This window comes from Pseudodesulfovibrio karagichevae (assembly GCF_041414475.1).
Lineage (GTDB): Bacteria > Desulfobacterota > Desulfovibrionia > Desulfovibrionales > Desulfovibrionaceae > Pseudodesulfovibrio > Pseudodesulfovibrio karagichevae.
In genome coordinates this window covers 12,922-32,096 of sequence record NZ_JBGLYH010000036.1, presented here as the reverse complement: position 1 = coordinate 32,096, position 19,175 = coordinate 12,922, and the positions used below count along the sequence as shown (strand labels likewise).

Below are 19,175 nucleotides of genomic sequence, written 5' to 3'. Positions count from 1 at the left end.
ATCTAATGCCCGGCGAAGGCCATGTGGAGTTTGCCCTGCTTATCAAGGCGCAGGGTGAAGATGGCGGCCCAGCGGTCGATGCAGCTGTCCGTCTGCCCGGCGGACGGTTCGAGCACGGCCGGGTCCACGGTGATCTCCGCGTTGACCGTCCCCTCCTTGAGAAAGACCAGGCTCCAGCCGCCCTCCTTCCGGGGGGCGAGCTTGTAGTCGCGGCCGAACAGGGTGGAGAAGTCGTGGTCGGCGCCCGGCAGGACCACGCAGACCGAATCCCAGTCGTAGTACTCCATGAAGGCGTCCAGGGAATACGCCCGGTCGGTCCCGGCCGGGGCATCCTTCAAGGCCTTGAAGAAGCGGTCGCTGACGTACCGTCCCGTGTAGTCGAAGGAGAACAGCACCGCAAAGAGCAGGAGCAGGCCGATGGTCACGACCAGCGCGCTTTTGGTCCTCATGGTCATGCGTCACACCCCCCAGGTAACGTGCCCGTAACAATTCCTTCAATAAACCCTACTGGTTTGCCCCGCCACGGTCAAACCCGGACCCGGCCCGGCCGACGTCCTCAGGAATCGACAAATTCCGGTATGTAGTTTAACAATATTGATAATATTTTGACGAAATTACCACTTTTGTAAACTCAAAAAAATACTTTTGTGTAGATGTGTCCCGAATACCGTGGTTTTTCCTTGGCCCCAGTCTTGCATATCGGGCCGCTGGAGGTTTGAACAATGAATTACACCGACAACGCTTTTATCCTGGTCTGCGCTGCCCTGGTCATGTTCATGACCCCCGGGCTGGCGCTGTTTTACGGCGGGCTGGTCCGCTCGAAAAACGTTCTCGCAACCATCATGCAGTCCTTCATCATGCTCGGGCTCATGTCCGTGCTCTGGGCCGTCATCGGATACACCCTGTCGTTCGGCTCGGACATCGGCGGGCTCATCGGCGGGCTCGACTTCGTCTTCCTCAAGGGCGTGGGCATGACCAATGCGGGGTCCCCGGCGGACAACCTGCCCCACCTGACCTTCATGATCTTCCAGTGCATGTTCGCGGTCATCACCCCGGCGCTGATCACCGGCGCGTTCGCCGAGCGTATGAAGTTCGGCGGGTTCATGGTCTTTTCCGCCCTGTGGCTGATCCTGGTCTACGCCCCCATGTGCCACTGGGTCTGGGGCGGCGGCTGGATGGGCCAGATGGGCGCGCTGGACTTCGCGGGCGGCGCGGTGGTCCACATGAGCTCGGGCGCGGCCGCCCTGTGCTGCGCCCTCCTCATCGGCAAGCGCAAGGGCCACGGCACAACCGCGTTCATCCCGCACAACCTGCCCATGACCATCCTGGGCGCGAGCATCCTCTGGTTCGGCTGGTTCGGTTTCAACGCCGGATCCGCCCTGGCCGCCAACGGCGTGGCCGCCAACGCCTTCGTGACCACGCACATGGCCACGGCCGCCGCGGCCCTGTCCTGGATCATCGCCGAGTGGATGCACGGCGGCAAGGCCACCACCCTGGGCGCGGCCTCGGGCGCGGTGGCCGGACTGGTCGCCATCACCCCGGCCGCCGGGTTCGTCACCCCCATGTGGGCCATCGTCCTCGGCCTGGGCGCGGGCGTGCTCTGCTACGGCGGGATCATGCTCAAGAACAGGTTCGGCTACGACGACGCCCTGGACGTGGTCGGCATCCACGGCCTGGGCGGCACCTACGGGGCCCTGGCCACCGGCCTGCTGGCCACGGTGGGCGCGGACGGGCTCATCGCGGGCAACGCCCACCAGCTGTGGGTCCAGTTCGTCTCCGTGGTGGCAACCTGGGGCTTCTGCTTCGCCATGACCTTCATCATCTTCAAGGTGGTCGACGCCACCATCGGCCTGCGGGCCGGCGACGAGGAGCAGGACAAGGGCATGGACATTGCCGAGCATTCCGAGACCGGGTATCAGTGGTAGCAGCCAAGGAGACAGCGACATGAAGAAAATCGAGATCATCACCCGGACGTTCAAGCTCGACGAGGTCAAGACCGCCCTTTCCGGCATCGGCGTGAAGGGCATGACCGTCAGCGAAGTCAAGGGGTTCGGCCGCCAGGGCGGCCACAAGGAAGTGTATCGCGGCGCCGAGTACCAGGTGGACTTCGTGCCCAAGATCAAGATCGAGGCCGTGGTCGAGGACGACTTCGCCCCCGAGGTGGTCGAGGCGGCCCGCGCGGCCGCGCGCACCGGCGAGGTGGGCGACGGCAAGATCTTCGTCCTGACCGTGGACGAGGTCGTGCGCATCCGCACCGGCGAGACCGGCGAAGAGGCCATCTAGCCTCAACAAGACGAGAACACCTCCGGTCCGGGCCCGCCCGGGCCGGAGCCATCCGGGCCAGCGTGGGGAGGAGAGTCCCAGCCACCGCCCGGGCATATCCCAGCCCGCAGGGCTGGCGGCGGCCGGGAGAGGAGAGGCTCCCGGCCGTCCTTTTTCCGCCAGGCCCGACAACACCCAGGAGCGCGCCCATGCAGCCGGACTGCCATCTCCCCGAATCCGCCCGCAGGCTGAAACAGGCCAGGGCGGACCTGTGGGCGCGGGCCGGGGCCGGGGCCGTGGGCGGCTTCGCCTGGGAATACACCCATCTGGTGGACCGCTATTTCGAGAGTCGCATCCGGGAGGCCGGGCCCCAGCGTTTCGCCTTCACCCTCGTCGCCGTGGGCGGATACGGGCGCGGACGCCTGTGCCCCGGCTCGGACGTCGACGTGCTCCTGCTCTTCAAGCACCGCATCCCGTCCGGGGCCGAACAGTTCATCAAGACCCTGCTCTTCCCCCTGTGGGACCTCGGCCTGGACCTGGGCCACGGCGTGCGCACCGTGGCCGACTGCGTGACCCTGGCCAGGAAGGACTTCCAGGTCCTGGCCTCGCTCATGGACGCCCGCCCCCTGGCGGGCGACGCCGAGGTCTTCGATACCTTCAAGACAACCTTCGCCGCCAGGGTCCTCAGGAAATCGGGCGAGACCTTCGCCGCCTCCCTGCGCGAGCACAACGAGGCCCGCGCGGCCCAGTACGGCGACGCCTCGGCCCTGCTCGAACCCGAGCTCAAAAACGGCCTGGGCGGCCTGCGCGACGGCCAGCAGGTGGCCTGGCTGACCCGGATGCTCCAGGTCCTGCAGCGCGACCCCATCTTCCTGCCCGAGGAGCTCGCGCGGCTGCGCGAGGACCAGGCCTTCCTCAACCGCGTGCGCACGGCCCTGCACCTAGCCGCCGGGCGCAAGACCGACCGGCTCTTCTTCGACCTCCAGCCGCCCACGGCACGGCTCATGGGCTTCGCCTCCCGGACCGCTTCGCCCGAGGACACCGGCCTGGCCGTGGAGTTTTTCCTGTCCCGGCTGCACCAGGCCATGACCCGGATCAAGGCCATGCGCGAGGCCCTGTTCCAGGAGGCCTTCCCGGCGCCCGCCGCTCCCCTGCCCGAGCTGTCCATCCGCAATCTGGCCGCCGGGCCCGAGGGCATCCGCTTCGAGCGCCAGGCAGCGGCCACCCCGGACAACGTGCTCGGCGCGTTCCTGGAGTCCGCGCGCACCGGCCTGCCCCTGACTTGGGGCGCGCGGCGCATGATCCGGCGCGACCCGGCCCGGTTCGCGGCCGGGCTGGCCGGGCGCCGCGAGACCCTGTCCATCCTGGTGGAGATCTTCCTGGCCCCGCACTGCCGGACCGCCCTGGACGGGCTGCTCGAGACCCGACTGCTGCCCTCCCTGTTCCCGGAGTTCGCCGAGGTGGAGCACCTCATCCAGTTCAACGACTACCACGTGCACCCGGTCGGGCGGCACACCCTGGCCACCGTGGCCCTGCTCTCGGACTTCGTGCGCGGCGACGGCCAGTGGACCGGCGAGCTGGCCGCCAAGGTGGCCGATCCGGCCCGGCTGGTCCTGGCCGGATTCTTCCACGACCTGGGCAAGGGCGCGCCCGACCACTCCGGGGCCGGGGCGGCCATGGCCCGCGAGGTCCTGGCGCGCTACGGACGGGTGCCCGAGGCGATCGAGGACGTGGCCTTCCTGGTGGAGCACCACCTGCTCCTGCCCAAGACCGCCACCCGGCGCGACCTGTCGGACGAGCGCGCGGTCTCGGACGTGGCCGCCGTGGTCGGGGACACAGCCCGCCTGGACATGCTCCACCTGCTGTCCACGGCCGACTCCATGGCCACAGGCCCGCGCGCCTGGAATTCCTGGACCCGCTCCCTGCTGGGCGAACTGTACTTCAAGGTCCGCAACCTGCTGCGCCACGGTCCTCTGGCCGAACCGGACGCCGCCCGCAGGCTGGCCGATTCCAAGCTGGCCGTGCTCGCCGCCCTCCCGGACCTGGACCCGGAGTTCGTGGACGCGGCCATGCGGGCCATGCCCCCGCGCGCCTTCCTGGCCCTGACGCCCGAGGCCATCGCCGGGCACGTGCGGCTGGTCAGGAAGCTGTGGGCCGCCGTGGCCGAAGACCGCATGCGCAAGCCGTCCTCCATCGGCGGCAAGGGGGTCAACCTGATCGAGGCCGCGCCGGGCCGGGCCGAGAACACCTACAAGCTGACCATCGCCGCCGTGGACCAGCCCCGCCTGTTCGCGACCATCGCCGGGGCCCTGTCCCTGCACGGACTGAACATCCTGGCCGCCGACATCTTCAGTTGGAAGGACGGCACGGCCGTGGACGTGTTCACCGTGGGCGAGCCGCCCGAGAACCTCTATCCCGAAGAGGTCTGGGCCCGGGTCGGCCGGTCCGTGAGCTACGCCATGGTCGGCAAGCTGGACCTGGCCGCCCGCCTGGAGGAGCGCGGCAAATCGCCCCTGACCCGAGGTCGCGGCCGCCCCCGGCTGGGGCCGCTGGTGACCATCGACAACCAGGCCAGCGACTTCTACACCGTGGTCGAGGTGGCGGCCACGGACCGCACCGGCTTCCTGTTCGACATGGCCCGCACCCTGGCGGCCCACGGGCTGTCCATCCACGTGGCCATGATCACGACCATCAAGGGCCGGGCCGCCGACGTCTTCCACGTGCGCACCCAGGACGGGCGGCGGCTCCTGGACGAGGCGCGCCAGGACGCCCTGCGGCGGGACCTGCTGGCCGCGTCCACGGCCCGGTAAAACCGCTTTACTTTTCGAAGACGGGCCTTAGAGTGTGGGCATACGCGAGCCCAAGGACCATCCATGCCCATCAACGTGACCGTCTTCTCCGATTTCGTCTGCCCCTTCTGCTTCATCGGCTCGGCCATCATCGACCGGCTCAAGCGGGACTTCGACATCCGCGACACCTGGGTGCCCCACGAGCTGCACCCGGAGACCCCGCCCGAGGGGCGGCCCCTGGACGACCTGGTGGACCGCTTCGACCTGGACAACGTGATCATGACCTGCAACCAGCGGGGCGAGCCCTACGGCATCCGCTTCGCCCGCGCCGAGCGGCTGTTCAACTCCCGGCTCGCCCTGGAGGCCGCCGAGTTCGCGCGCGACGCGGGGCGCTACCACGACTTCCACGGGCGCATGTTCCGGGCCGGATTCACCGACGGAAGGAACATCGGGGAGATCGGGGTGGTCCTGGACGTGGCGGCCCAAACGAACCTCGACACGGAGCGGCTGAAGGAGGCTTTGACCGACCACCGCTTCGCCGCCCGGGTGGCGGACGGGTCGCGAAAGGCCAGGGAGGCCGGGGTGACCGCCCTGCCCTCCTTCATCATTGAGGGCCGACCGCGCATCACCGGGGCCGTGGACGAGTCCGTGCTGCGCCGGGCCCTTGAAGAAGCCCTGAAGGCGGCTTGAACCACAACAGACAACAACAAACGGCAACAGGCGATAGGATATGACGCAACAAGCTGAAATAGTGATTTTCTTCACCGGCGGGACCATCGGCATGTCCCCGGTGGAAGGCAAGGAAGGCGTGGCCCCGGGCGGCAATTTCGACGGGCTGCTCAACCAGCTCTCCCCCCAGGAGGCGGACGTGGCCCTGCGGCCCGTGCTCTGGTCGGACAAGCCGAGCCCGCACATGACCCCCGAGGACATGTTCCGGCTGGCCCGCGACGTGGAGGCGGTGCTCAAGGAGGAGTCCGTGCTCGGGGCAGTGGTCCTGCACGGCACGGACACCCTGGTGGAGACCGCCTACATGTGCGACCTGGTCATCCACTCGGACAAGCCGGTCATCCTGACCGGGTCCATGCGCTACTACTCCGAAGCGGGCTACGACGGCATCCGCAACCTGGCCAACACCGTGCGCGCCTGCCTGCTCCCCCTGCCTCCCGGCGTGGGGGCGTGCATCCTGATGACCGACCGCATCTTCGCGGCCCGCGAGGCGGTCAAGGTCAACTCGCTGAACGTGGACGCCTTCGAGTCCCGCGAGGCCGGGGTCGTCGGCTACGTGGCCGGAGAGTCCGTGCTCCTGGCCCGGCCCCGGTCCACCCCCACCCCCCGGCGCAAGTTCGCGCCCGCCGCCATCGAGCCCAACGTGCCGCTCATCACCGCGTATACGGGAATTGACCGGAAACCTCTCGATCATGCAATAAGCGAGGGAGCAAAGGGAGTTGTCATCGAAGGGTTCGGCGCAGGCAACGTGCCCCCGGCCATGGTCGAGGGGATCGAGGCGTGCCTGGAAAAGGGCTTGCCCGTGGTCCTGGCCACCCGCTGCATCGAGGGCGGGGTCTGGCCCGTGTACGGCTACCCCGGCGGCGGGGCCGACCTGCACGCCAAGGGCGTCATCCTGTGCGGCAGGCTGGGCGGGCCCAAGGCGCGCATCCGGCTCATGTGCGCCCTGGGGCTGACCTCGGACCCGGACGAAATCCGGAAAATTTTCGAAGAGGCCTAGGCCGGACGGCTAGCCGTTTTCCTCGGTGAAGCGGCGGAACTCGGACAGGGCGCGGCTCTGGACCATGGTCCGGACCGCGTCCAGGTGGTCGTGGTTCTCGATGACCAGATTGACGACGTCCACGTCCAGGAAGCCGTTGTCCGCCATGGAGCGGAGCACGGCCACGGTCCGCTCGCGGGTCATGCCCTTGCGGTAGGGGCGGTCCTCGGTGATGGCCGTGTGCACGTCCGCCACCTGCATGATCCGGGAGCCGAGCGAGAGCTCCCTTTCCGTCAACCCCAGGGGATAGCCCTTGCCGTTCAGGCGCTCATGGTGCTGGGCGGCCCAGTCGGCCACCTCGCCCAGGCCCGGAATGGCTCGCAGGACCTCGGCGCTGACCGTGGCGTGGTCCTTCACCCGGGAGTACTCGGCCTCGTCCAGGGCGCCCTGCTTGTCCAGCAGGGAGGTGGGCACGGCCAGCTTGCCGATGTCGTGCAGGTTGCCGGCCAGCCGCATGGCCTTCTGCTCCCGCTCGTCCATGCCCGCCAGCCGGGCCAGCTGGACCGCGGTCTCGGCCACGCCCGCCGAGTGGGTGGCCGTGTGGCGGCTCCGGAAGTCGATGATCCGGGTGAAGAAGCTCGAAAAGTCGATGAGCTGGTCCGGAGAGATGCGCACATCCAGGAGGTCCCTGGAGAGCATCTCCCGCACCGGACGGTCCATGTCCTCCACCAGCGGCCAGAACACGCCGCCCTCGGTCAGCTCGCGGAAGGCCTCGATCAGCTCCCGGGCGTACAGGTCGGAGGTGAAACCGGCCACGGCCGCCTCGACCTCCGCGCGCTCCCTTCCCTTGGTGCCCACGCGGCGCAGGATGTCCACCCGGTCGGCCAGGTTGACGATGTTCGCCAGGAGCAAGGTCTCGCGGTCGCCCTCCTGGCGGATGACCCGCAGGTCCTTCCAGCAGGTGTGGTGGTACAGGACCATGCGCGAGGCGCGTTCCAGGAAGGGGTGGTCCTTGAGCAGCCGGTAGCCGACCACGGCGTGCTGCTCCAGGTCGGCGTCGAAGCTCAGCCCGTCCAGGGCCAGATCCATGGAAAATGCCCCGATGTCGTGCAGCAGCCCGGCCAGGAGCACGTCCACCAGGGAGGAGGATTTGATGCCCACGCGGCTGCCCAGGGCGGCGGAAGCCAGCCCCACCCGCCGGTGATGCCCGGTCACCGTGGGGGAAATGTAGTCCAGGGCGGTCGAGATGCCGCAGGCGATGTCGATGAGGGAAACGTCTTCCATGTGGGATCACACCATTGTATGCGAACTGCATTGCGATTTTGCCGCGAGGCCCGAAGAATCATCCATTTTTGTCAGCCCACAGCCTATTATATTTCGCAAGGGGGCAGGCAACCATACCCGCCGACGCTTGTCAACAGCCGGTGACACGGTTGGGGCGGCAGTCTCTCCCCGAACCGTGTCAAGTTGATTTTTCCTGCCGATCAGCCGCTTTTCCTTGTCATTCGCCCCCGAACGGAGGGCGCGGCGAAAACCCGTGGTACGCTGTGCGCGCCGGGATGCCCGCAACCCTAGAGAAGCGAGGAACACGCATATGGCAACGAGTGTGATCGAAATCTGCAACAACGCCCTGCTGGACCTGGGAGAGGACGCGATCATGTCCCTGGGGGACGTCTCCAAGGCCGCCGGGCTGTGCAACCACCGCTGGCCCGCGGTGCGCGACGCGGTCCTGCGCGCCCACCCCTGGAACTGCGCCATGGCCCAGGCCGAACTGGCCGCCGGGGCCGTGCCTCCCCTGTGGAAGTGGGCCTACCGGTACGTGCTGCCCACGGACTTCCTGCGAATCATCGCCGTCACCGGCGCGGACGGCGAAGAGGTCGGGGACTGGGAGATCCAGTCCGGGGTCATCCTGTGCGACGAGGAGGCCCCCCTCTTCATCGCCTACGTGCGCCGCGAGACCGACCCCAAGAAGTACGACGCCCTGCTGTCCGAAACCCTGTCCGCGCGGCTGGCCGCCACCCTGGCCTATCCCCTGTCCGGGTCCACGTCCCTGGCCCAGGCCTGCTGGAAGACCTACCAGGACAAACTGGCCGAGGCGCGCGGCGTGGACGCCCGCGAGGGCGTCCCCGAGCCCATGGGCCCGGCCACGTGGCTGGGGGCCAAACTCGGCGGCTGACGAAAGACGGTAAACGGAGGCGCGGCCCCGGTGCGAGACCGGGGTCGCGCCTCCAAAGATTATTTCACGGACAAGGAGGCGGCGTAGAAGAATTCGTTCAGCGGCGAGTCGGACGGCGTGGTCCACTCGCGCTCCACGGACACCCGGTCGTTGTCCCCGATGAACCGGGCGACCAGCCCCTGGTTTTCCTCGGGGTTGAGGGTGCAGGTGATGACCGCGATGCGCCCGCCGGGCTTCACCTGGGCCAGGGCGTTGTCCAGGATCTCCCGCTGGAGCAGGGTCAGGTCGCCCAGGTCGGCGGGCCTGCGCTTCCACTTGGTGTCCGGGCGGCGCGAGATCACGCCCAGGCCCGAGCACGGCATGTCCAGGAGGATGGTGCCGGGTACGCGCGGCGGCTCGGCCGTGGCCGCATTGGCCTCGAAGACCTCCACCCCGTGCAGCTCGCGTTCGAGCGCGGCCAGTCGGCCCCGGTGCGGGTCCGAGGCGAACACGTCGAGCCCCTTTTCGAGCAGGATGCGGGTCTTGCCCCCGCGTCCGGCGCAGGCGTCCCAGACCGGGCCGTCCCAGATCTCCGGGTCCAGGGCCTCCACGGCCTGGCGCGCGGCAAAGGACTGGCGGGCCAGGGGCGGGTCGGGCTCGCCCTCGAAGGCGGTGCCCGCGGGCAGGGCGAAGCTCATGCCCTCGATGTCGATGAGCTCGGGCCAGCCCGCGATCTCGGTGTAGAGCGCGTCCGCCTCGGGGTGGCCGAAGAGGTTGAAGCCGAGCGCCGGGGGCTTGATCTGGGCCTCGAGGTAGTCGGTGGCCGTCTTCTCCCCGTACTCGCGCCACCACAGGTCCACCAGCCACTGGGGGCAGGCGTACCAGCGGGACAGGAATTCGGGCAGGGAGGCGTCCTTGCGGAAAAAGTCGGGATCGTGGGCGTCCTCGCCCAGCTCGGACACCCGGCGGAGCACGGCGTTGAACAGCCCGGCCAGGCGCGCGCCCGGCTTGGACTTGGAGAACTCCACGGCCCAGTCCACCGAGGCGTAGGCCGGAATCTTGTCCAGGAACAAGATTTCGTAGGCGGCCACGCCCATGGCCAGACGCATCTTGGGGTTGAGCTTGCCCGGGTCCTGGAGGAACCGGGACAGGACGTACTCGATGCGTCCCTTGAGCCGGAGGTAGCCGTAGCTGAGTTCCGTGGCCAACCCCAGATCGCGCGGGTCGTCCACCCCGGAGGACAGGGCCGAGTCCAGGGCGGCCTGGATGTCCTGGCGGTTCATGAGACAGCGGAACAGGGCTTCGAGCGCCACCCGCCGCGCCGCAGGCAGGGGCTTTGATAAACGTGCTTGCATACGTGCCTAATTACCCTCCCGGTCAAGGGTTGGCAAGTGGCGCGAAACGACATCGGCGTGACAAACCGCGCACGCTTCCCCCGCCCGGACGGCCAAGCCGCTACTCGAAGAGCTTCTTGGCGGCGTTGCCCGCGTCCTCGGCGGCCTTGTCCATCTGCTGGCCCGCCTCCTGGGCGGCCTTGTCCATCTTCTTGCCCGCCTTTTCCATGGGCCCTTCCTCGCTGCACCCGAAGGCCACGGCCAGGACGGCGAGCATGCAGGCGATGGTCAATATCTTCTTCAGCGTTTTCATGAGGATATCCTTTTAGTTAGCGATTTTCGAGGCGGCATTTCTGGCTGTAGTAGGCCGTGCCGAAGGCCATGTCCGTGTTCATGGGCCGGATGATGGCGTTGGCCCCGTGGCCGTATTTCATCCATCCGCCCCGGCGCATGATCACGGCCCGGGGGTGCAGGTCGTCCAGGGTCTGGACCCGGACCTGCATGACCCCGAGGTCGGTGGCCAGATATACGTCCGCCGACAGATTCAGGACACCGTACGCCGGATTGGCCTTGGAAATCCAGACCGAGGGCACGCCGCGCTGCTCTTTCTCGGGAATCTGCGAGTGCAGGAACTCCCCGCGCACCAGGGTCAGCAGCTGCAGGGGGTAGTCCGGGTCCCGTTCGGGCTCGGGGTGGAGCGCCTCGGGGAAGCGGTACAGGCCGTCCAGGTGGCCGAAGACCAGGTCCTCGAAGGCCACGTAGGGATGGTTGACCTTGGCGAACCCGTTTTCAAACAGTTCGTCCAGGGACACGTTCGAGCGTTTGAGCCCCTCGCGCAGGCAGGCCTCCGCATCCGGCAGGCGGACGGGCTCGCGCAGCCGCGAGCCCAGGTCGGCCAGGATGTCGAAGTCCGGCCGGGCCAGGCCGCGCGGGGCGACCGCCGGGGCGCAAAGGTTGACGTAGTTGTGCACGAAGGAGCCGAGCACGTCGCGCCGCTCGAACATGAGCGCGGGCGGCAGGATGACGTCGGCCCGCATGGCCGTGTCGTTCATGAACCCGTCCACCACGACCGTGAACGGGGCGGCCAGCGCGTCGGCCACGGCCAGGCTGTCCGGCACCTGGTTGACCACGTTGTGGCCGTCGATCCAGACGAAATCCACCGGCGGGTCGGCCCGGCGCAGCTCCGCGCCCAGGTCCTGGAGGAGCAGCCTGCGCCGCTCGCCGGGCTCCTCGCCGCCCTCGATCAAATGGGCCCAGGAGCCGAAGTTGCGGGCCGAGGAGATGTTGAAATAGGAACCGCCGCCGCGCACCCCGATGTTGCCGGAGATCATGGCCACGGCGTTGATGAAGCGGACGTTCTCGCCGCCGAAGACGTGGCGCTGCAACCCCCAACCGATGACCGTGGCCACGTTGCCCCGGTCCGCGTACCACTCGTAGACCATCTCCGCGTCCGTGGCCGAAACCTCGCAGGCCGCGCACAGCTCACGGAACTTCAGGCCGTCCACCAGCCCGCGCAGGGCGGGCCAGTTGGCGGTCCGGGTCAAGACCCACGGGTTGAGGTCGCCCGCCTCCAGGAAGAGCTTGAGCACGGCGGCGGCCAGGAAACGGTCCGTGCCGGGACGGATGACGACGTTGACGTCCGAGAACTCGGGCGTGCCGTCCCCGCCCGGGGAGATGGTCAGGACCTCGGTGCCGTTCTTGCGCGCCCGCTTCAGCAGGGCCAGCTGGTGCACGGAGCAGCGGGTCATGTCCCGGCCCCAGTTGACCACCCGGTCGCTGTTGAGGATGTCCTCGGGGTCGTTGTGGTTGAGCACGCCGAAATCGCGCAGGCAAGCCTCGATGCCGGTGTCGTCGCACACGCAGCCGTAGGTCGTGGACGAGCCCAGCCGCGCGAAGAAGTTCGTGCTGGCCGCACCCAGGATGCCCCGGTAGCCGTGGCCGTGGACGTGCAGGATGGACTCGGGCGCATTCCTGGCCGCGTCGAGTTTTTCGGTGACCAGGCCGAGCGCCTCGTCCCAGCTTGCGGGCGCGAAGCCGTCGCCGCGCCGGATGAGCGGTTCGGTGATGCGCTCGTCCGAGTCCAGCCGCTCGAAGTAGCGGCCGCCCTTCTTGCAGCAGAATCCCTTGGTGAACGGGTGCTTCGGGTTGCCCCGGACGGTTTTCTTGTCGGTGTCGACCAGCAGCGAACAGGCGTCGCCGCAGTCCATGGTACAGGCCGTAACGGTCTTCATATGCATTCCCCCTGGCCCGGAGAGTGGAGAATTCGACGGCCGAGGTCAAATCAAAAGAACCGAGGGGGGGCATCGCCGCGAACCCCGGCCGCGCCGCGTCCCGCCACACACTCTTTTTGACAATCATACGCGTTTGGTCTAACCAGATTCGGTTCCAGCGACCCTACATCTATTTAAGGATATTGAACGCGACATGGCGAAAGTACAAAAAATAAAGGGATTCGCGGACCTCTTCCCCGATGAGGCCGCCAAGTACACCTTCATGGAAAGCTGCGCCCGCGAGGTTTTTTCGCGCTACGGTTTCGGCGAACTGCGCACGCCCATCCTGGAGAAGACCGAGCTGTTCCAGAAGTCCATCGGCGAGGACACCGACGTGGTCGGCAAGGAGATGTTCACCTTCCCGGACCGCAAGGACCGGTCCCTGACCATGCGCCCCGAGGCCACGGCGGGCGTGGTCCGCGCGTTCATCGAGTCCAAGATCCATCAGCCGGGCAATGTCTCGAAATTTTTCACTTTCGGCCCCATGTTCCGGTACGAGCGCCCGCAGAAGGGCCGCCAGCGCCAGTTCCACCAGATCGACGCGGAGATATTCGGGGCGGACGAGCCCCAGGCCGACGCCGAGCTGATCCTCATGCTCACCTCCTTCCTGAACCGCATCGGGCTCAAGAACCTGACCGTGGAGATCAACTCCCTGGGCTGCCACGAGTGCCGCCCGGCCTACAAGCAGGCCCTGGTGGACTACTACCACTCCAAGGACAAGGCGAATTTCTGCGAGGACTGCCGGCGGCGCATGGAGACCAACCCCCTGCGCGTGCTCGACTGCAAGGTGCCCACCTGCAAGGAGCTGGTCCAGGACGCCCCGGTCATCACCGACCACCTCTGCCCGGACTGCGAGGCCCACTTCGCGGACGTCCGCGCGGTGCTCGACGGGGCCAAGGTGGCCTACACCCTGAATCCCCGCATGGTGCGCGGCCTGGACTACTACGTGCGCACCTGCTTCGAGGTGACCAGCAACGATATCGGCTCCCAGACCGCGGTGGCGGGCGGCGGCCGGTACGACGGCCTGGTCAGGAACCTCGGCGGCCCGGACTGCCCCGGCACCGGTTTCGCCTGCGGCATGGAGCGGCTCGCCCTGCTCCTTGACGACATCGCGCCCGAGGCCCCGGACTTCTACCTGGCCGTGGTCGACCAGGAGGCCTCCAACGAGGCCATGCTCTTCGCCCAGGCCCTGCGCAAAAAAGGGCTCAGCGGCGAGGTCAGCTTCGCGGGCGGGTCCATGAAGTCCCGCATGCGCGCGGCCAACAAGTCCGGCGCCAAGACCTGCCTGATCATGGGCGGCAGCGAGCTGGCCGACGAGACCATCACCGTCAAGGACATGGCCGGCAACCGCGAACAGGAAACCCTGGACCGGAAGCTGTACCTAGCTAGCTTGTAGGGAAAGAGATTTGGATGCCGCTGCGCGGCGGAATCGGGTGACTTCGCCTCCGGCGGCCAAAGGCCGAGGGCCTTTGGAATCCCGTGTGCGGCTTCGCCGCAGGATGATATACGGAGCCTTCAAACGGCGAACATCGCCCGCCGAAGGCGCACCAAAAAGTTTTGGAAGATCCCTAAGAAACCTTTTTCAAAAGGTTTCTTAGGCCGCCGGAGGCAAGCCCCCCGCAGGGGCCGCCGGAGGCCATACAATACGAGATACCGGAGAGACAATGTCCGAACAAGAGAGAGATTACGACGAGTACCGCGTCATCGAGGACCTGGGTGGCTGGCGGCGCACGCACCACAACAACGAGCTGACCGCCGCCAACATGGACGAGGACGTCTGCCTCATGGGCTGGGTCCAGTTCCGCCGCGACCACGGCGGGCTGATCTTCCTGGACCTGCGCGACCGCGAGGGCATGACCCAGGTGGTCTTCAATCCCGAGGACAACGCCGAGGTGCACGAGCGCGCCCACGCCATCCGTCCCGAGTACGTGGTGGCGATCAAGGGCAAGGTCCGTCCGCGCCCCGAGGGCATGGCCAACCCGAACATGGTCACCGGCGAGGTGGAGATCGAGGTCACGGACTACAAGCTCCTGAACACCTCGGAGACCCCGCCGTTCCCCATCGAGGACCGCGTGGAGGTGGGTGAGAACCTGCGCCTCAAATACCGCTTTCTGGATCTCCGGCGTCCCTCCCTGGCCCGCAATTTCGTCATCCGCAACAAGGCCGCGCAGTCGGTGCGCCGGTACCTGGACGGCCTGGGCTTCCTCGAGGTGGAGACCCCGGTGCTGACCAAGTCCACCCCCGAGGGCGCGCGCGACTTCCTGGTGCCGAGCCGGGTCAACCAGGGCTCCTTCTACGCCCTGCCCCAGTCCCCGCAGCTGTTCAAGCAGATGCTCATGGTCTCGGGCATGGACCGCTATTTCCAGATCGTCAAATGCTTCCGCGACGAGGACCTGCGCGCCGACCGCCAGCCCGAGTTCACCCAGATCGACATCGAGATGTCCTTCGTGGACGAGGCGCTGATCCAGGACATGGCCGAGGGCATGGTCAAGCGGCTCTTCAAGGAGACCATCGGCGTGGACCTGCCCGCCGAGTTCCCCCGCATGACCTTCGCCGACGCCATGCGCGACTACGGCGTGGACAAGCCGGACCTGCGCTTCGAGCTCAAGCACATCGACATCACCGATGTGTTCAAGAACTCCGGGTTCAAGGTCTTCGCCTCCTCCGAGCTGGTCAAGGTCATGGTCGTGCCCGGCGGGGCCGAGCTGTCCCGCAAGGAGATCGACGAGTACACCAAGTTCGTCGAGATCTACGGCTCCAAGGGTCTGGCCTGGATCAAGGTCAAGGAGGACGGCGAGTGGCAGTCCCCCATCGTCAAGTTCTTCTCCGAGGATGAGATCGCCACCCTGCGCGAGCGCTCCGGCTGCAAGCCCGGCGACATCCTGTTCTTCCAGGCCGGTCCGGCGGACATCGCCAACGCCGCGCTGGGCAACCTGCGCTGCGAGCTGGGCAAGCGGTTCGGCCTGATCAAGGAGGGCGAGTTCAAGCCCGTCTGGATCACCGACTTCCCGCTGCTCGAGTGGGACCCGGACGAGAAGCGCTTCGTGGCCCGGCACCATCCCTTCACCTCGGCCCGTCCCGAGCAGATGCAGGTCCTCAAGGACGACCCGGCCCAGGCCATCGCCCGCGCCTACGACCTGGTCATGAACGGCTACGAGGTCGGCGGCGGCTCCATCCGCATCCACACCGAGGACCAGCAGAAGGCCATGTTCGCCGCCCTGGGCATCCAGGAGGACGAGGCCCGCGAAAAGTTCGGCTTCCTCATGGACGCGCTCAAGTTCGGCGCGCCGCCCCACGGCGGCATCGCCTTTGGCCTGGACCGGCTGATCATGATCCTGACCGGCTCCAAGTCCATCCGCGACGTCATCGCCTTCCCCAAGACCCAGAAGGCCACCTGCCTCATGACCGAGGCCCCGTCCGAGGTCCCGAGCAAGCAACTCCGCGAACTGGGCATCCGGCTGCGCGAGAAGAAGAAAGAAGATTAGAAGCGAAGATGCGAGAGGGAAACTTTTGAAAAAGTTTCCCTCTCGCGCTCTCCCTTCAAAACTTCTTGTCGCCGCTTCGCGGGATACGTAGTCCGCGAAAAAGCCTACCGATTACGGCTGGTTTCACACTGAAACTGGCCTTTTGAATTTCCGTAGTTATTAAGTTAATAGACAAGACCGATTCCGCCGCACACGGGACCAACACTCCCCCTCCATACTCCCTGCGGCGCGATAAAAAGTTTAGGAAAAGAGGGGATGGGGGTCCGGGGGAAGGGGAGGAAAACCCTTTTCTCAAAGGGTTTTCCTCCCCTTCCCCCGGACCGCCGGAGGCAACCACAATGCGATTAGAGATATGTACCTGGCCCGACGAGGTCCTTGAGGCCAAGGCCGAACCCATTACCGAGATCACTCCCGAGATCGAGGAACTCATCGAGAACATGGTCGAGACCATGTACGAGTCCGACGGCGTGGGCCTGGCCGCGCCGCAGGTGACCAAGTCCATCCGGCTCATCTGCGTGGACCAGACCGGGCCCAAGGAGCGCGGCGACCTGCGCGTGCTGATCAACCCGGAGATCGTGGAGTGCGATGGCGAGGTGGAGTCCGAGGAAGGCTGCCTGAGCTGCCCGGAGCTGAACCTCAAGGTCAAGCGCAAGGAGCGGGTCAAGGTCAACGCCCTGAACCGCGTGGGCGAAAAGATCTGCGTGGAAACGGACGGGTTTTTGTCCATCATCCTGCAGCATGAGATCGACCACCTGGACGGCGTGACCCTGGCCGACCGCGCGGGCCGCCTGAAAAAAGCCATGTACCGAAAGAAGGCCATGCGATGGAAATAACAGCCAACGGCGCGAGCACGCCCGAATCCTGGGGCGCGGTGGACCTCAAGCCGCTGCGCGTGGTCTTCATGGGCACCCCGGACTTCGCGGCCGAGGCGCTCGAGATACTGCTCAAGTTCGACGCCGCCGACGTGATCGGCGTGTACACCCAGCCGGACCGGCCCTGCGGGCGCGGGCGGCAGTGCGTGCCGTCCGCGGTCAAGCGGGTGGCGATCGAGCACGACATCCCGGTGTACCAACCGGTGAATTTCAAGGAACAGGCCGACGTCGACCAACTGGCCGCGCTTGCGCCGGACGTGCTGGTGGTGGCGGCCTACGGGCTGATCCTGCCCCAGGCCGTGCTCGACATCCCGGCCATCCTGCCCCTGAACATTCACGCCTCGCTGCTGCCCCACTGGCGCGGCGCGGCCCCGATCCAGCGGTCCATCGAGAACGGCGACGTGGTCACCGGCATCTCGATCATGAAGATGGAAGCCGGGCTGGACACCGGCCCGGTCATGGTCCAGCGCGCCCTGCGCATCGGCCACAACGACCACGCGGGCACCATCCACGACGAGCTGGCCAAGCTCGGCGGGATCTGCATCTGCGAGGCCCTGGCCCGGTTGCAGACCGGGGCCTACGACCTGAAGCCCCAGGACGATTCGCTGGCCACCTACGCCAGGAAGCTGGAAAAGAAGGAAGGCGAGATCGACTGGAACCAGCCCGCCGAACAGATCCACAACCGCATCCGGGCCATGTACCCCTGGCCCGGCGCGTTCTTCGACTGGACCAACCCCGAGGGCAAGGTCCTGCGCCTGCACGTGACCCCGGGCGAGGTGGCCGAGGAGGCGACGCCCCGGATCGCGCCCGGCACGGTGCTGGGCGAGATGAACGGCAAACTGGCCATCACCACGGCGGACAAGGTCTACCTGACCCCGGAGATCAAGCCCGAGGGCAAAAAAAGCATGGACGCCACGGCCTTCACCTGCGGATACATGAAGGAATGCAAGTAGGAACCCCGCTGGACCAGCCCCGGTCCGTCCACCGGGCGCGCAAGCGCCTGTTCGTCGGCCTGATCAGCATCGCCTGTTTCGTCATCTGCGTGCTGCTCGGCCTGCTCTGGCTGGTGCCTTACGTGGGCCTGGACAACATCCATCCGGCGGCCAAGTGGGTCCTGGGCGCGATGGTCCTGGGCCTGGTCGGCCTGGTCTGCGTGGCCTACTGGGGGCTGTTCCTGAACATCATCACCAAGAAGCCCCTGCCCGGCGCGCGCCGGTTCCGGGGGCTGACCATCAAGCTGTTCCTGCCGCTCATGGTCCTGCTCGGCCGGGCCTTCGGCATCCCCAAGGAACACATCATGCTGTCGTTCATCTCCGTGAACAACGACATGGTCCTGGCCGAAGCCGGGCGGTACGCGCCCGGGGACATCCTCCTGCTCATGCCGCACTGCCTGCAGAACTCCAAGTGCGACCGGCGGCTGACCTACGACATCAACAACTGCGTGCGCTGCGGCAAGTGCCCCCTGGCCGGGCTGCTCGAACTGCACGACAAGTACGGCGTGAACCTGGCCATCGCCACGGGCGGGACCATCGCCCGGCGCATCGTGGTCCAGCTGAGGCCCCGGCTGATCATCGCCGTGGCCTGCTACCGCGATCTCTCCTCCGGCATCCAGGACACCTACCCCCTGCCCGTGTACGGCGTGCTCAACGAGCGGCCCCACGGCCCTTGCATCGACACCACGGTCTCCCTTGTCACGGTCGAGAAGATGCTCGGCCGCTTCATCGACCCCACCAAGGCCAAGGACGGCCGGACCATTTCCACGGGCCAGGCCGCCCAGGCGTAATCGCTTTATTTGGATGGCCGCGATGAGGCGACGGGATTCGCAGGACCGCAGGGGAGTGTAAACGCAAAGAGCGCCCGCGCATCCGCGCTCAGACCTCGGGTCGTTCTCCCTACCTTGTGTTTCGCCTTTACGGCGACTTCCATTTTTGCTGACGCTGAAAAAAGGGAGCAAAAACTGCGCTGTGGTGCCAGCGCGACGGAAGCGGACCCTTAGAGCCCGTCTCCGGCGGCGAAGCGAGGCTGGATCGAGTCTGCGCGACAGACATCTATCCAGCCAGCGAAAGCCGCCTACGGGCTCTTGGGTCCGCTTCCGATTGCTGCCCTTCGTCTGTGGAGATTGGATTGCCGCGTCGAACCTGGGATAAGGCTCGGCAGGAACTTCTTTCGACGCTCCATGGAGCGACTCGGGTGCAAGGCACCCGACAGCGGCTCTCTCTTCCGCGCTAGCACAAGGCTTTCGAGAGTGGGTCAGCTGTGCATTTTCTTCCGGTGGGCTTTCACCGCAGTGTGGCCTTCTACAT

16 protein-coding genes are annotated in these 19,175 nt (G+C 66.8%); 11 read left to right on the top strand and 5 right to left on the bottom strand.

The window, feature by feature from the left end; genetic code table 11:
* Positions 1-2: 2 nt before the first annotated feature.
* Positions 3-455 carry a hypothetical protein gene (locus AB6M95_RS12590; protein WP_371387108.1) on the bottom strand — a complete coding sequence of 151 codons (453 nt, stop codon included), beginning with the start codon at positions 453-455 and terminating at the stop codon, positions 3-5.
* Between the two features lie 267 nt (positions 456-722).
* Between AB6M95_RS12590 and AB6M95_RS12585 the strand changes: the two genes are divergently transcribed.
* The 5 genes from AB6M95_RS12585 (at position 723) to AB6M95_RS12565 (ending at position 6,777) form a co-directional block, all read left to right on the top strand.
* Positions 723-1,925 (top strand): ammonium transporter, encoded by a 1,203-nt coding sequence (locus tag AB6M95_RS12585; RefSeq protein ID WP_371387107.1) that lies wholly within the window; start codon positions 723-725, stop codon positions 1,923-1,925.
* A 19-nt stretch (positions 1,926-1,944) separates the two neighbouring features.
* On the top strand, positions 1,945-2,283 hold the full coding sequence (locus tag AB6M95_RS12580; RefSeq protein WP_371387106.1) for a P-II family nitrogen regulator: 339 nt from the start codon (positions 1,945-1,947) through the stop codon (positions 2,281-2,283).
* A gap of 188 nt (positions 2,284-2,471) precedes the next feature.
* Positions 2,472-5,072, top strand: coding sequence for a [protein-PII] uridylyltransferase (gene glnD, locus AB6M95_RS12575; RefSeq protein WP_371387105.1), 2,601 nt, complete (start codon positions 2,472-2,474; stop codon positions 5,070-5,072).
* Between the two features lie 63 nt (positions 5,073-5,135).
* Positions 5,136-5,741: a DsbA family oxidoreductase gene (locus AB6M95_RS12570; protein ID WP_371387104.1), complete on the top strand. Its 606-nt coding sequence runs from the start codon at positions 5,136-5,138 to the stop codon at positions 5,739-5,741.
* 40 nt (positions 5,742-5,781) lie between these two features.
* Entirely contained in the window at positions 5,782-6,777 is a 996-nt protein-coding gene (locus AB6M95_RS12565) for an asparaginase (RefSeq protein WP_371387103.1), read from the top strand.
* A gap of 9 nt (positions 6,778-6,786) precedes the next feature.
* Here AB6M95_RS12565 and AB6M95_RS12560 read toward each other — a convergent pair whose 3' ends face one another.
* Positions 6,787-8,040, bottom strand: a complete 1,254-nt coding sequence (locus AB6M95_RS12560; RefSeq protein ID WP_371387102.1) for an HD domain-containing phosphohydrolase — start codon at positions 8,038-8,040, stop codon at positions 6,787-6,789.
* Positions 8,041-8,350: 310 nt separating this feature from the next.
* Between AB6M95_RS12560 and AB6M95_RS12555 the strand changes: the two genes are divergently transcribed.
* The gene (locus AB6M95_RS12555) at positions 8,351-8,932 is read left to right on the top strand and encodes a phage connector family protein (protein ID WP_371387101.1); all 582 of its coding nucleotides are present in this window, start codon (positions 8,351-8,353) and stop codon (positions 8,930-8,932) included.
* A 59-nt stretch (positions 8,933-8,991) separates the two neighbouring features.
* Here the strand turns inward: AB6M95_RS12555 and AB6M95_RS12550 are convergent, their stop codons facing one another.
* The 3 genes from AB6M95_RS12550 to AB6M95_RS12540 form a co-directional block, all read right to left on the bottom strand.
* Positions 8,992-10,266: a transcription antitermination factor NusB gene (locus AB6M95_RS12550; protein WP_371387100.1), complete on the bottom strand. Its 1,275-nt coding sequence runs from the start codon at positions 10,264-10,266 to the stop codon at positions 8,992-8,994.
* 100 nt (positions 10,267-10,366) lie between these two features.
* On the bottom strand, positions 10,367-10,558 hold the full coding sequence (locus AB6M95_RS12545; protein ID WP_371387099.1) for a hypothetical protein: 192 nt from the start codon (positions 10,556-10,558) through the stop codon (positions 10,367-10,369).
* A gap of 16 nt (positions 10,559-10,574) precedes the next feature.
* On the bottom strand, positions 10,575-12,476 hold the full coding sequence (locus AB6M95_RS12540; RefSeq protein WP_371387098.1) for a molybdopterin-dependent oxidoreductase: 1,902 nt from the start codon (positions 12,474-12,476) through the stop codon (positions 10,575-10,577).
* 193 nt (positions 12,477-12,669) lie between these two features.
* Between AB6M95_RS12540 and hisS the strand changes: the two genes are divergently transcribed.
* The 5 genes from hisS (at position 12,670) to AB6M95_RS12515 (ending at position 18,655) form a co-directional block, all read left to right on the top strand.
* Positions 12,670-13,911 carry a histidine--tRNA ligase gene (gene hisS, locus AB6M95_RS12535; protein ID WP_371387097.1) on the top strand — a complete coding sequence of 414 codons (1,242 nt, stop codon included), beginning with the start codon at positions 12,670-12,672 and terminating at the stop codon, positions 13,909-13,911.
* A gap of 268 nt (positions 13,912-14,179) precedes the next feature.
* Complete coding sequence (aspS, locus tag AB6M95_RS12530; RefSeq protein ID WP_371387096.1) at positions 14,180-16,000, top strand: aspartate--tRNA ligase; 1,821 nt, start codon at positions 14,180-14,182, stop codon at positions 15,998-16,000.
* A 338-nt stretch (positions 16,001-16,338) separates the two neighbouring features.
* Positions 16,339-16,833 carry a peptide deformylase gene (def, locus tag AB6M95_RS12525; protein ID WP_371387095.1) on the top strand — a complete coding sequence of 165 codons (495 nt, stop codon included), beginning with the start codon at positions 16,339-16,341 and terminating at the stop codon, positions 16,831-16,833.
* Entirely contained in the window at positions 16,824-17,825 is a 1,002-nt protein-coding gene (gene fmt, locus AB6M95_RS12520) for a methionyl-tRNA formyltransferase (RefSeq protein ID WP_371387094.1), read from the top strand. The genes def and fmt overlap by 10 nt, the downstream gene beginning before the upstream one ends.
* Positions 17,816-18,655 (top strand): DUF116 domain-containing protein, encoded by an 840-nt coding sequence (locus AB6M95_RS12515; protein ID WP_371387093.1) that lies wholly within the window; start codon positions 17,816-17,818, stop codon positions 18,653-18,655. The genes fmt and AB6M95_RS12515 overlap by 10 nt, the downstream gene beginning before the upstream one ends.
* Positions 18,656-19,175 lie beyond the last annotated feature (520 nt).